A 13216-nucleotide genomic window follows, 5' to 3' on the forward strand; every position below is an offset into this window, starting at 1 on the left:
GGAGTCAATTTGATGGCCTTTGATGTAGATGAAGAGATACTCCAGGACTTTTTAATTGAAGCGGGCGAAATTCTCGAGTTGCTGCAAGAGCAGCTGGTCGCGCTTGAAAACAATCCTGATGATACTAACTTGCTAAATGCCATTTTCAGGGGGTTTCATACTGTAAAGGGCGGTGCGGGTTTCCTTAGTCTCACTCCCATGGTGGATGTCTGTCACGAAGCAGAAAACACCTTCGATTTATTACGCACAGGCAAGCGCAGTGTCTCTGCCGAGTTAATGGACATCATTCTTCAGGCTGTCGATGCGATTAACACTATGTTTGCTCAAACCCAACAAGGCGAGCAACAAGACCCAGCAGATCCTGCATTATTGGCTAAATTGAAAATGCTCAGCTCCGGTGAACCGCTTCCTTCCGAATCGGGTCAAAGTAGTGCCGAAGTTGAACCATTGCCAGAACCAGAATCAGAACCCGAACCTGTCATAGAAACTGTGGTTGAAGTCGCCGCCGTTGAAATGCCAGTCGATAAATTAGAGCTTTCAGATTCCAGTATCGATGAAATCGATGAAGCGGAGTTTGAAGCCTTACTCGATGCGTTGCACGGTGCCGGAAAAGGCCCTGGCGTCTCTGCGCCTCAAGCCGATGCTGCCCCTGCTGTGCAAAATGTCAGTAAGCCTCAAGCGACATCCGCAAGCGCTAGCGATGATATTACCGATGATGAGTTTGAAGCACTGCTCGATGAGCTGCACGGCTCTGGTAAGTTTAAAGGTAAAGTGGAAGAAGCTGCCAAGCCAAAAGTAGAAACGGTTGTCGCTGCACCAACGCCTGCCGCTCCCGCTGTTGATTCGGACGAAATCACCGAAGATGAGTTCGAGCGTCTCCTCGATGAGTTACACGGTAAAGGCGGTGCACCGGCAAAAGTGACTGCGAAAGCCGAGCCAGCGAAAGCACCTCCAAGTGCCGCTGTGCCTTCACCGCCTGCCGCTCCCAAGGCCAGTGTTGCTGCACCAGCAACACCTCCCGCGGTAAAAGCCAAAACTGATGTTGCGGTTGCTGAAAAAGCCCCTGCTAAAGCGGCCGCAGCAGCGTCTGCCAACGTACCTCAGGGTGAGACAACCGTTCGCGTCGATACCGCCAGACTCGACCAAATCATGAACATGGTCGGCGAGTTAGTGTTAGTGCGTAACCGCTTATTGAGCTTAGGCATTAGTCGTGATGACGAGGAAATGTCTAAGGCGCTGGCGAATTTAGATTTGGTGACAGCGGATTTGCAGGGCGCGGTGATGAAAACCCGCATGCAACCCATCAAGAAAGTCTTTGGTCGCTTCCCTCGGGTTGTACGCGACTTAGCCCGTACTCTGAATAAAGAAATCGATTTAGTCCTTGTGGGCGAAGAGACCGACCTCGATAAAAACTTAGTTGAGGCGCTTGCTGACCCGTTAGTGCACTTAGTGCGTAACTCGGTAGACCATGGCATTGAAATGCCTAATGACCGTGAGGCCTGCGGCAAGCCAAGAACAGGCACCATCACGCTGTCGGCAAGTCAAGAGGGTGACCATATCCTGCTGAAAATCGAAGACGATGGCGCAGGTATGGATCCTGAAAAGTTAAAGCAAATTGCCATCAAGCGTGGGGTACTCGATGAGGATACCGCGGCGCGGATGACTGACAGTGAAGCTTATAACCTGATTTTTGCGCCAGGCTTCTCGACCAAAGTGGAGATTTCAGATATTTCCGGCCGTGGTGTGGGGATGGACGTGGTGAAAACCCGTATTACCCAGCTTAACGGAACCGTACATATCGACTCGATGAAAGGCAAGGGCACCATACTTGAGATTAAAGTGCCGCTGACCTTAGCGATTATGCCGACCTTAATGGTGGACGTTGCCAAGCAGGTGTTTGCGTTGCCTTTATCTAGCGTAAATGAGATTTTCCATCTCGATCTCACCAAGACCAACATTGTCGATGGACAACTGACTGTAATTGTCCGCAACAAGGCCGTACCGCTTTTCTATCTAGAGCAGTGGTTACACCGCAATCGAACCAGCTTTAAACATGGTGACAAGAAACACGGCCATGTGGTCATTGTACAGCTAGGCATGATGCAAATTGGTTTTGTTGTCGATGCTTTAATTGGACAAGAAGAAGTGGTGATTAAACCCTTGGGAGCATTGTTGCATGGCACGCCGGGTATGGCGGGGGCGACAATCACATCCGACGGTGGCATCGCCTTAATCTTGGATGTCCCTGGATTATTAAAGCATTATGCGAAGAATAAAAGTTAGTTTCCAATAAGGAATGGAATGGCCATTAAAGTATTAGTCGTTGATGACTCAAGTTTTTTTAGACGACGTGTTAGTGAAATAGTCAATCAAGATCCTGAACTGGAAGTGATCGCGACGGCCTCTAACGGGGCCGAAGCGGTGAAGATGGCTGCCGAGCTTAATCCTCAAGTCATTACAATGGATATTGAAATGCCTGTCATGGACGGAATTACTGCCGTTCGTGAGATCATGGCGAAATGTCCTACACCGATTTTGATGTTTTCTTCATTGACCCATGATGGCGCCAAAGCCACGCTAGATGCCCTCGATGCGGGGGCGCTCGATTTCTTACCTAAGCGCTTTGAAGATATTGCGACCAATAAAGATGACGCGATTCTATTATTGCAGCAAAGAGTTAAAGCACTAGGTCGCCGCCGTATTTTCCGCCCTGTAGTGCGTCCAACGACGCCTACGCCACCACCTCGCCAGAGCGCGAGTTCAGTATTAGGTGGTACATCGACCCATGCGCAACCTGCGCCAGCGCCTGTGCGTTCTTCACCAGCGACCTCGATTCGTCCAAGTGGTAAGCAATATAAATTATTGCTGATTGGCACATCGACGGGCGGGCCTGTCGCCTTGCAGAAGATTCTGACTCAGTTCCCAGCAAATTATCCGCATCCTATTTTGCTTATTCAGCATATGCCTGCGGCCTTTACGCCCGCCTTTGCGAACCGTTTAAACGGTTTGTGTAAGATTGAAGTGAAAGAAGCGGCTAATGGTGACGTATTGCGTCCCGGTTGCGCCTATCTTGCACCAGGTGGAATGCAAATGATGGTTGAGCGCGCTGGTGTTACTGGCCGTGTCAAAGTTTTGGCTGGCAGCGCGGAGATGAACTACAAACCCTGCGTCGACATTACCTTTGCCTCAGCATCTAAAGCCTATGGCGGTGATGTGCTGGCGGTCGTGCTAACGGGAATGGGAGCCGATGGCCGCGAAGGCGCACGTATGTTGAAATCGGCGGGCGCGACCATTTGGGCACAGGATGAGGCGAGCTGCGTGGTCTATGGTATGCCGCAGGCGGTGGCCAGTGCGGGTATCGCTACACAGTCCATTTCTCTGGATAACATGGCGGAGTCGATTTTAAAAGAGTCTGCGCGTGGCTAAGTCGAAAGCACAGATAAGCACAAATATTTTGCTTATCATAGTGTTAATGGCAATCGCCATATTGTGCTTAGCCGCGTTAAGTCTCGACTATCATCGAAAAATCATCGTATTACGCGATGATGTGAAACGATTGGAGTCGACACAGATTTTGCTCATGGTGCCGGATGAACAGGCGCAGGCGATTGCATCTTGGCTCGCTTCCCATCCGGATCAAACCAAAGCGATGTTAAAGTTGGCTTCACCGGGAGAGCAAAAGGCGGTGACCCTAGGTCCAGAGGCGTTCTCGGCATCCGATACAAAAATTCCGTCGACGCTTGAGAAGCCGATTGAAGATAAACCGTCGCAGAAGCAAACCGCTGTCGATCCCGTACCTGAGTCATTGCGTACAGAAGCCTCATCGGTTTCATCAACGCAAGCGCAATCTCAGTCGAGTAATGTCCCGGTGGTGATTTCGGAAAACGCCGATGGGGTGAAAGTCATTAGTTTGCCTAACGGCGGCATAAGAGTGACCACAAGGGAAGGCGAGTAGTGCTTGTCATTGCTCAAACGGGCGTGATGAATAGCCGAGAATCAACATTAAAGAGGTCAGTTCTTTGAAAGTCTGGACCATTGCGAATCAAAAAGGTGGGGTTGGAAAAACCACTTCAGTAGCCAGTTTGGCGGGCGCGCTCGCTAAACGGGATAAGCGTGTACTGATGATTGACACCGATCCCCACGCATCGCTTGGTTATTACCTTGGCATTGACTCTGAAGAGGTTCCCGGTTCGCTGTTTGATGTGTTTGTGGCGCATAAGAGTCTGACGACTGATTTAGTGAAATCTCACATAGTGCCCACCTTAGTTGATGGTTTAGATTTATTGCCCGCTACGATGGCGTTAGCCACGCTCGACCGAGCGCTAGGACATCAAGAGGGCATGGGGCTGGTGCTGCGTAATTCATTGGCACTGGTTGCCGATGATTACGATGTGGCGATCGTGGATTGCCCCCCTGTGTTAGGGGTGTTGATGGTGAACGCGCTGGCGGCAAGTCAACACATAGTGATCCCAGTGCAAACCGAGTTTCTAGCCATCAAAGGGCTCGAACGTATGGTAAAAACCATGGAAATCATGGGGCGGTCGAAGAAAACCCGTTATAGCTATACCGTCGTACCCACTATGTACGATAAACGTACTAAGGCATCACCTGCAGCCTTGCAGGTGCTTAGTGAACAATATGGCGACAGCCTTTGGCGAGATGTGATCCCCGTAGATACTAAGTTTAGAGACGCCAGTTTGGCACATTTACCCGCTTCTCATTATGCAAGCGGCAGTCGTGGCGTGAAAGCTTACGAGCGATTATTAGATTTTCTTTTAGCTGGGGAGTTTGGCCATGTCAAAATCGGTTGATGAAACTGTTTTTGATTTTTTTGAATTATTGCTGCATGAAGAAGACCGCAAAGCAGTGGCTTCCCCGAATGCGCCTCAACATGAGGTTGCGACGCCGCTGGTTGGCAAAAAAAATGAAGCACAATTACTCGATGACGCTATTTTAGCCGAGCACAGCCAGGCTAAAGTGCACGCGAGCGTGACTATTGCCGCCGAAGTGCAGCCGCAGAAGGCAAAGCCTGTCAGCAATATGCCTCATCTTGATGAGCCAACGCCGTTAGTTAATAAGCAGGCTTTGGAGAAACTCCTCGCGCCGGTATTAAAAACGGTGGTGATTGAGGAGAAGCCCGCGGAAGTGTTGAGCGAAGCTGTGCCTGATATGGATATGGTAGCGGAGGAGAGCGAAGAGAGTATCTCTTCAGCACTCGCAAGCGATACTAGCGTAACACTTGAGCAGCCATCTACAGTCGTGGATGATGAGATAAGCATTGAGACAACTCCCGAGACTCAGGTGGGGTTTGCCCCTCCAAGTATCACAAAAGACCTGCAAGAAGTACTCGATGATGAGTTTCAAGTACTATTCTTTAAGGTGGCGGGGTTAACCTTAGCCGTGCCTTTAGTGAGTCTTGGTGGGATCGTTAAGGTTGAGCGGATTAATCATATTATCGGTCGCCCTTCTTGGTTTTTAGGGGTACAAACCCATAGGGAAGAGCAGTTGAATCTGGTTGATACCTGTGCCTGGGTGATGCCAGAAAAATACACGGATAAACTGGCGCAATCGGTAAATTATCAATATCTTGTACTATTAGAAGGCAGTAATTGGGGATTAGCTTGTGAGTCCCTCGTTAATGCAGTAAAAATTAATAAATCGCAAGTAAACTGGCGCAGCAAAGCGGGGAAACGTCCTTGGTTAGCTGGTGTAGTGAAAGAACAAATGTGTGGCATTTTGCACGTACAAGCCTTAGTTGAAATGCTTGATGCGGGTTTAGGCTGTCAGGACTCCATTGGTTGAGGTAAACATGAAAGATACAAGAAATGTCGCGGCCGTGGCTGCAAGTAAAGATGATGCAGTATTGCAATGGGTTACCTTTAAGTTAGACAACGAAACTTATGGTATCAATGTGATGCAGGTGCAAGAGGTGTTGCGTTACACCGAAATTGCCCCTGTGCCTGGCGCACCCCATTACGTATTAGGGATCATTAACCTCCGTGGCAATGTGGTGACCGTTATCGATACTCGCTCACGTTTTGGCCTGCAATCGGCGGAAGTTGATGATTCGACTCGTATCGTGATTATCGAAGCTGAAAAACAAGTTATCGGTATTTTGGTGGATAGTGTGGCCGAAGTGGTTTATCTGCGCCGCTCTGAAATTGATAATGCGCCGAATGTCGGTACAGAAGAAAGCGCCAAGTTTATCCAAGGGGTGAGTAATCGCGATAACGAGTTACTGATCCTCGTCGACTTAGACAAGTTATTATCCGATGAAGAATGGGCTGAGTTGAATCAGCTCTAAGCTTCCATGATGAGACGACAGATGAGTTAATCTGTCGTCCTTGCTTTTCACTATACAAACGGTTCATTTCGCCATTGTTTTAATCATTTTTATTGCCGTTTGATGAGCCTGTTGTAGTGTTGATTTCAGTTTATTGTGATGCGTAAGGATGATTAATGGGCGATGAATTTTTAATCGCAGCCTTAGTTTATGTGATTGCGTGTTTAGGGTTAGTCCTTTATCTCCAAAAACAATTGAGTAAGTTGCGCAGTAAAGTTGAAGCGTTAACCGTACTGGTCAAAGAAGGCGATCGCCAACGTGAATCCTTTAAACGGGAGTTACAGGAGCTTCGCAGTGGCACTATCGGTATGGGGCGACGTGTTATCGAGCTTGAGAAGCGCTTACATCAACAATCCGAGCGTATCGAAGAGTCGACGCAGCAGGATCCTCAAGCCAAACTCTATACCCGAGCGATGAAAATGGTCGCGTTAGGCGCGGGGGTGGACGAACTGATTAAAGAGTGTGAGTTACCTAAAGCCGAGGCTGAGTTACTAATTCGTCTTCATCGAAAATAGGCTGCAAAGTCGCATCATTCTTATTCTTAGGCTTTCTCTACAATTTTCTTGTGCATGTTATTCCACTGCTCAGGAAATTTGCCATCCAACATGTACACAAAGGCAATCAGTTCTGCGATCAGCAGATACAGTTCTTTCGGAATTTCCTCACCTAATTCGAGCAATCTCAAAAAATTACTCAGGTGGGGATCTTGATGAATATAAACGCCTGATGCTTTTGCGAGCGCAATAATTTCATCTGCAACTAATCCTTCCCCTGATGCCACGACTTTAGGGGCATGTTTCCCATCGTAACTTAAGGCGACGGCTTGCTGGGTTTTGGGTTCTTCATTCATCATTCGTTCTCGATTTTAAGCACGTGTTTTCACTAAAAAATGATCGCCCGGGAGCAGTGTCGCCGGCACTTGGGCTATTTGCGTTGAAAGCTCACCTGGCGTAAAGCCTAGCTGGGATAATTTTTGACCTAGAGGTGCTAGAAAATTATCGACACGATTAAGCAGTTGTTGGCTATTACCTTTAAATTGAATATCTAACACTTGCTGATGGAAGCGTGCCGAAATCAGCAGCGGCCCCTGTGCAAGATTAAACTTCAATTGCAGATGCCAACCTTTGTGCTTTTGTTGTTCGTCATCATTGGCATCTCGTTCAAATTTTCCTTCGAGCTGTTCATGCCGTTGATTGATCCCATAGGGCAGGGCAAAAAACCATACCAGATTGCCGTTGTTTTCGCCGCTTGCCTGCTGATAAAGGTGTAAGCTCGAGGCCAGTTGGCCCATGCTTTCAAGCCCTCCGGCTTTACTCAATTGTCCAAGCTGATTGGTCGATAACCCCGTTTTCGCCTGTAATTGCTCTAAATAATCCGCCAGTTTCTGGCTGACGGTAGTGTTGGCGTTATTAGCCCTAAACCCCAGAAGCAATTGAAATAATGAGGTGATCGCACTGGCGTTCATAAACACCGCGGCTTGATTTAGTTGTGGCGTTGCAAGATTTAAGGCTGAAAGCCCAAACATAGTGTCTTTTAACTCCCCCGGATCGCTTAACTGACCCAATGTTGGTGGGCCCAAATGCGGTAAATGCTTTAATAGCTCAGCCGCAAGATTGGCTCCCCCTCTCGTTAACATTTGCTCTAACGGTAGCGCGCCAGCCTTAGTAAAGGCCTTTTGTAGCACTTCATTGACGCTGAGTGTTGTCTCGCTGGTTTTATTGCTCTTTTCAGCTAACAGTGCCTCTACCGCCTGTGGTTTGAGATTTAAGGGCTGTTCATTCTCGGTCAAGGTTGATGTGGTCAAAGTGGCCGCAGCCGATTCCAACTTCATTGGATTTATCGATGACGCTGTTGGTGACGCGTTACGGATACTCTCAAAATTATTTGGCAGGGGATTGGAGGCAGTATTTTTTGCCTCAGCAAGTTTTACCTCAAAAGTTGCTGATTTTTGTTGAGTTTGAGCCGTACCTTGGGATTGAATTTCGGGATTTAACTTTTGATTTACAACAGTCAGCTTAGGTTCAGTATTGGCTTGTAGACTAATGGCAGAAGTCGAAACCGGCGTAGTTGTCTTGTTGGCTGCAATATCGCTGACGACAGCTTGTGGAGGCGCAGGAGCCACTTTGGGCTCTGAAGTGGCTTGTCCCGAAACCGCAGGTTTAGTTGCGCCTAATGTGTCGGTTTGTGGCGTGAGAGTCTCTAATTTGCGTAAAAATGTCGCAATTATCTGAGCAGGCTCAGTTTTAGCAACCACCACATTGGCGGCTTGTTTATCAATTATGGGAAGTTGAGTTTCATTTATTGGCGCGCCAATTTGGATTTCGAGTTTGCTCAGTATGGGGGTCAGGACTAAAATAGGCCTTCCTTGAGCAAGACTAATCTTGGCTTGATATTCTCCAGTGCTGAGTCGAGTGCCTGGATCCTGTGGTACCACAGTTCCGTTCGCAAATTGAAATTCTTTTGTTGTAACAGTGACATTGGGCAGCGGATATCCCTGTGGCCGTGCCGCTAGGGTATAGAGCTTATCCAAGGAAATGCCATTTTGCTGCGCAAGTTGGGCAATGGCATCGGGTAATTTCAGTGTCAGTACCGCCCCTAATGTGACTAGTTGTGCATTGGATGGGGTGGCAGTTTGGCTAGACTCTGTGGGGATTGGATTCACTAAAAAGCTACTTGCCACAATCAAGGCTTGTCTTTGCTGTGCATTAACAAGCTTTAAATTATATTCTGTACCGTTTAGAATAATACTATCGCCTTCGGGAGAAACCTGTACCTCAGCAGGAATTGGCCGCGGAGTCGCGCTGGTGGCATCGTTTGATGTCCCTGAAGTGATTAATTGCGCACTGGCGGTGTTAATAAGTGGAATCGACTCCATGTGAGGCCCTTGTTGGTGTATCTAACGGCACACTATTTTGAAAAATTAACAATTGACCAAAATGTTTTGCCAAGTATGCTTATGCGCTTTGTAAAAACAACGACAGTTTCTCTGTCATACTAGAGTATGCCACTCAGGTGGATGATCTTTTATCGTCACTTGTCCTTGGTCACTTTAGCAAAACTCGATATCTAAGCAGTACATTTATTTAAGAGAGCAATATGAAGTTGAAATGGCTAGGGGTACTTTTAGGATTTGCATTACTGCCTAAAGTGTATGGGGCAGAGGCGACTGTACCTGAGACTACTCCAAAGGATACGGCTTCAGCGGTTAAGATTACTTACGATGATCCAAGGGATCCTTTTGAGGGATTTAACCGTGCAATGTGGGATTTCAACTATCTGTATTTAGACCGGTATATTTATCGCCCCGTCGCACATGGATACAACGATTATCTGCCATTGCCTGCCAAAACAGGGATAAACAACTTCATTCAGAATTTGGAAGAACCGAGTAGCCTAGTCAACAACGCCTTACAGGGAAAATGGGGTTGGGCGGCAAATGCTGGCGGCCGTTTTACGGTTAACACCACAATCGGTTTGCTCGGGGTATTTGATGTGGCCGATATGATGGGAATGCCACGTAAGCAAGATGAATTTAACGAAGTGTTAGGTTACTACGGCGTGCCAAACGGACCGTATTTTATGGCTCCCTTTGCCGGCCCTTATGTCGTGCGAGAACTCGCATCGGATTGGGTTGATGGTCTATACTTTCCACTATCTGAGCTAACAGTGTGGCAATCCATTGTTAAATGGGGACTTAAGAGTCTCCATGCGAGAGCGTCAGCGATTGACCAAGAAAGGCTTGTTGATAATGCGCTCGATCCTTATACCTTTGTGAAAGATGCGTATTTACAACACATGGACTATAAAGTCTATGATGGCAATGTTCCTCAAAAACAAGAAGATGATGAGTTGCTCGATCAGTACATGCAGGAACTTGAGTAAGCTTATGCGCTGTACTTGGCTGTAAATCGTTTTTGCAGCCAAGCCCTTGCCGTATTGAATGATTCTTCCGATGTCATGATTGAGTTATTGCTATCGCAATGAATGTTATTCGGGAATCTTTATGGCGTTAAGTGATGTATCCATTCTATGGGTCGAAGATGACCCAGTCTTTAGGCAGATCGTCGCCACATTTTTAAGTGGCCGCGGTGCCGAAGTCGTGCAAGCCTGTGATGGTGAGCAGGGACTGTCTATTTTTAAGCAACAGCGCTTCGATATTGTACTTGCCGATCTTAGCATGCCTAAACTCGGTGGCCTCGATATGCTTAAGGAGATGAGTAAATTAGAGCCACTGGTGCCTTCGATTGTGGTCTCCGGCAATAACGTGATGGCGGATGTGGTTGAAGCCCTGCGCGTTGGTGCTTGTGATTATCTTGTTAAACCCGTCCCCGATTTATTTATTATTGAGCAAGCGATCAAGCAGGGATTGCAAAGACACCAATCCGATGATGTGACTCAAGCCGAGTTTGATGCTTTATCTAATCAAGAGCTCAAGGATAACTTGGTTCTGTTAGAACAGAGTGTTGAGGCGGCAAAGCAAGTTCAGCAACAACTATTCCCTGCATCTAACATTAGCTATCCCACGGCCAAAGTAGATTACAGTCTGTTTAAGAGTAGTGATATCAGCAGCTACTTTATCGATTCTACCATGGTGGGTAGCGATCATTTGATCATGTATATGGCTCATCTATATCCGGAAGATAATCGAGCAGCTTTCGCGTGTGTGTTGCTACGCAGCTTCGTTAATCAAAAGCTTAAGAATTACCGTAGTGGTCAGAGTAAAACCATAATCGAGCCATTTAATATGTTGAGTTATTTGAATGAGCGATTAGTTAAATCAGGTCTCGATATCACGGTCGATATTATTTATGTTGCTATCGAATTAACGCGTTATCGCGCTGCGATTGCCCAAGCTGGTAAGGGGCTGAGATGCTATTTGCGTAATGATGAAGGCTTGAGCCCATTAGCGCTTTCAGAGAGTTTACAGTTGGGCATGTTAGATTGGGGTAAGCCGAGCATTCAGTTTCGGACCATACTGCCGCAGGAGCAACTCTGTATTGCGACCAGCGAGCCTGAGCATAAGCAGCAGCTATTAGAAAACCAGTTCAAAGGCCTTGTTTATGATCCGCAGTTGCCAGCGGGGGGCTTTATGCAATTGAGCCTATAAAGGTGGTCAATTCACTACGCCACTACAGTGACTTTGTGCGTATCTATGATAACGAATGTGACTGTTTATGATGATTTATAATCAAGTGTTAATCTGAAATGTAATCAGTAATTAGCTCGAGGCATAAGTTAATCATCTAAGCGACAAATAAAAAACGCTGCCATGGCAGCGTTTTTTATTGACTCAATTTAAAGCAAATTAACGTTTAATCGCTTCATGCTCACCAGTTACGGCAATTTCATCTTCTAACGCTTCGGCTTCGTTATGATGCTTGCTTTCTGCGCCATGCATCCAGTCGACTAACTTGTCAGCCATAAAGTATAAGATCACGCCAGAAAGGGCTGCGGTAATCGCAATACCCGAGAAAATCGCCATTGCATTGGCGAGCTGCTCTTCTTTCTCGCCGCCGTGGCCGATAAATGAACCCACAACACCACCAATTTTGTTCGCTGCTGCAACGAACAGGAACCAAGCACCCATCATTAGCGAGGCGATGCGTAGTGGGGCTAACTTAGTTACCATCGACAAGCCAATAGGTGATAAGCAGAGTTCACCCATGGTATGGAAGAAATAAGCACCCACTAACCACCACATGCTCGATTTTGCGGAGGCATCACCACCCATCTCAACAACGGCGCCGATCATGAATAAGAAGCCAACCGCTAACAGTACTAAGCCTAAAGCAAACTTAACAGGCGAGTTAGGTTCATTCTTACCTAAACGTACCCAAATCGAGGCAACAACGGGTGCAAAAATCACGATAAACATCGCGTTTAAGGATTGGAACCAAGTGGTTGGAACTTCCCATGTGCCGATCATACGGTCGGTAAAGTCGTTAGTGAACAGGTTCATTAGGCCGCCAGCTTGCTCGAAACCAGCCCAGAAAATGATGGTAAATAAACCCATCACCATGATGACTTTAATGCGGTCACGTTCAACTTTGGTGAGAGGCTCTTTACGAACTTCGCCTTTCTCAGCTGCTTTTTGCTTCTCAAGCTTAGCCGCAGGGGTTCTACCAATATCACCGAGTAATTTTTGGGCAAACAGAAGTTGGATGATTAATGACAGGATCATACCAATACCAGCACAGATAAAGCCGGCTTGGAAGTTGCCATCATAAGCAGCCACCACAGACCCTACGATAATACCCGATAGGAAAGCACCGACGTTGATGCCCATGTAGAAAATGGTGAACGCACCGTCGCGGCGATGATCACCTTCTTCGTACAGATCGCCCACCATGGTAGAAATATTAGGCTTGAACAGGCCATTACCTAAAATTAAGGTGCCTAAGCCAACATAGAATACTTCGGTTTCCATACCTGGAACCCAAGCGTGCGGCGTACCTAGAATAAATTGACCTGCGGCCATTAAGGTACCGCCAATCATAATGGCGCGGCGTTGGCCTAAGAAGGTATCTGCTAACCAACCACCGAGTAGTGGGGTTAAATAAACAAGACCCGTGAATGTTCCGTAGAGTGAAATGGCATCGGCTTGAGTCCAACCTAAACCGTGTCCCCCTTCGCTCTGAACTTTATCAACTAAATACAGCACCAAAATGGCGCGCATTGCGTAATAACTAAAACGTTCCCAAAGTTCTGTTGTAAATAGTAGGAATAGGCCCTTGGGATGACCAAGCATCGTCCCTTGTGGTTTTGCTACGCTCATGAAGTTTCCACCTTAAGCTCGTGATTGCCTGTGGCGCCCCTGAAACAGGATGATGTCACCACAGAAAAATGGTTATCGCTCTTCTCATTTATCCGCTA

Annotated in this window: 12 protein-coding genes; 9 read left to right on the forward strand and 3 right to left on the reverse strand. The window is 47.3% G+C overall.

Features of this window, described 5'->3' with window-relative positions; all coding sequences use genetic code 11:
• The first annotated feature begins 12 nt into the window (after positions 1 to 12).
• The 7 genes from K0H59_RS07035 to K0H59_RS07065 all read left to right on the forward strand — a co-directional run bounded on the left by K0H59_RS07035 (position 13) and on the right by K0H59_RS07065 (position 6858).
• Positions 13 to 2283 (forward strand): chemotaxis protein CheA, encoded by a 2271-nt coding sequence (locus tag K0H59_RS07035; protein WP_220055061.1) that lies wholly within the window; start codon positions 13 to 15, stop codon positions 2281 to 2283.
• A gap of 18 nt (positions 2284 to 2301) precedes the next feature.
• Complete coding sequence (locus tag K0H59_RS07040) at positions 2302 to 3426, forward strand: chemotaxis response regulator protein-glutamate methylesterase (protein ID WP_220055062.1); 1125 nt, start codon at positions 2302 to 2304, stop codon at positions 3424 to 3426.
• 13 nt (positions 3427 to 3439) lie between these two features.
• A complete protein-coding gene (locus tag K0H59_RS07045; protein ID WP_220055571.1) occupies positions 3440 to 3955 on the forward strand; it encodes a membrane anchored protein in chemotaxis locus in 516 nt (171 codons plus the stop codon).
• Between the two features lie 64 nt (positions 3956 to 4019).
• Positions 4020 to 4811, forward strand: coding sequence for a ParA family protein (locus K0H59_RS07050; RefSeq protein ID WP_220055063.1), 792 nt, complete (start codon positions 4020 to 4022; stop codon positions 4809 to 4811).
• The gene (locus K0H59_RS07055) at positions 4795 to 5802 is read left to right on the forward strand and encodes a chemotaxis protein CheW (protein ID WP_220055064.1); all 1008 of its coding nucleotides are present in this window, start codon (positions 4795 to 4797) and stop codon (positions 5800 to 5802) included. Before K0H59_RS07050 ends, K0H59_RS07055 begins: the two co-directional genes overlap by 17 nt.
• A gap of 7 nt (positions 5803 to 5809) precedes the next feature.
• Positions 5810 to 6304, forward strand: coding sequence for a chemotaxis protein CheW (locus K0H59_RS07060; protein WP_011073088.1), 495 nt, complete (start codon positions 5810 to 5812; stop codon positions 6302 to 6304).
• Between the two features lie 155 nt (positions 6305 to 6459).
• Positions 6460 to 6858 (forward strand): DUF2802 domain-containing protein, encoded by a 399-nt coding sequence (locus tag K0H59_RS07065; protein ID WP_011622093.1) that lies wholly within the window; start codon positions 6460 to 6462, stop codon positions 6856 to 6858.
• Between the two features lie 26 nt (positions 6859 to 6884).
• On the opposite strand, the gene K0H59_RS07070 is transcribed toward K0H59_RS07065, so the two are convergent.
• On the reverse strand, positions 6885 to 7196 hold the full coding sequence (locus K0H59_RS07070; RefSeq protein ID WP_374918424.1) for an EscU/YscU/HrcU family type III secretion system export apparatus switch protein: 312 nt from the start codon (positions 7194 to 7196) through the stop codon (positions 6885 to 6887).
• A gap of 12 nt (positions 7197 to 7208) precedes the next feature.
• A complete protein-coding gene (locus K0H59_RS07075) occupies positions 7209 to 9218 on the reverse strand; it encodes a flagellar hook-length control protein FliK (RefSeq protein ID WP_220055065.1) in 2010 nt (669 codons plus the stop codon).
• A gap of 221 nt (positions 9219 to 9439) precedes the next feature.
• Here K0H59_RS07075 and K0H59_RS07080 point away from each other — a divergent pair, with 221 nt between their 5' ends.
• Positions 9440 to 10225: a VacJ family lipoprotein gene (locus K0H59_RS07080; RefSeq protein WP_220055066.1), complete on the forward strand. Its 786-nt coding sequence runs from the start codon at positions 9440 to 9442 to the stop codon at positions 10223 to 10225.
• A gap of 121 nt (positions 10226 to 10346) precedes the next feature.
• Positions 10347 to 11450, forward strand: a complete 1104-nt coding sequence (locus K0H59_RS07085) for a response regulator (RefSeq protein ID WP_220055067.1) — start codon at positions 10347 to 10349, stop codon at positions 11448 to 11450.
• Between the two features lie 198 nt (positions 11451 to 11648).
• Here the strand turns inward: K0H59_RS07085 and K0H59_RS07090 are convergent, their stop codons facing one another.
• Entirely contained in the window at positions 11649 to 13118 is a 1470-nt protein-coding gene (locus K0H59_RS07090; RefSeq protein WP_220055068.1) for a peptide MFS transporter, read from the reverse strand.
• Positions 13119 to 13216: the final 98 nt, after the last annotated feature.

Origin of the sequence: Shewanella sp. FJAT-51649, from assembly GCF_019457435.1 — a bacterium.
Taxonomy (GTDB): Bacteria; Pseudomonadota; Gammaproteobacteria; order Enterobacterales; family Shewanellaceae; genus Shewanella; species Shewanella mangrovisoli.

Coding starts and splice junctions, on each gene's coding strand:
- K0H59_RS07035 (WP_220055061.1), top strand. CDS start 13: ATGGCCTTTGATGTAGATGAAGAGATACTCCAGGACTTTTTAATTGAA.
- K0H59_RS07040 (WP_220055062.1), top strand. CDS start 2,302: ATGGCCATTAAAGTATTAGTCGTTGATGACTCAAGTTTTTTTAGACGA.
- K0H59_RS07055 (WP_220055064.1), top strand. CDS start 4,795: ATGTCAAAATCGGTTGATGAAACTGTTTTTGATTTTTTTGAATTATTG.
- K0H59_RS07060 (WP_011073088.1), top strand. CDS start 5,810: ATGAAAGATACAAGAAATGTCGCGGCCGTGGCTGCAAGTAAAGATGAT.
- K0H59_RS07065 (WP_011622093.1), top strand. CDS start 6,460: ATGGGCGATGAATTTTTAATCGCAGCCTTAGTTTATGTGATTGCGTGT.
- K0H59_RS07070 (WP_374918424.1), bottom strand. CDS start 7,196: ATGATGAATGAAGAACCCAAAACCCAGCAAGCCGTCGCCTTAAGTTAC.
- K0H59_RS07075 (WP_220055065.1), bottom strand. CDS start 9,218: ATGGAGTCGATTCCACTTATTAACACCGCCAGTGCGCAATTAATCACT.
- K0H59_RS07080 (WP_220055066.1), top strand. CDS start 9,440: ATGAAGTTGAAATGGCTAGGGGTACTTTTAGGATTTGCATTACTGCCT.
- K0H59_RS07085 (WP_220055067.1), top strand. CDS start 10,347: ATGGCGTTAAGTGATGTATCCATTCTATGGGTCGAAGATGACCCAGTC.
- K0H59_RS07090 (WP_220055068.1), bottom strand. CDS start 13,118: ATGAGCGTAGCAAAACCACAAGGGACGATGCTTGGTCATCCCAAGGGC.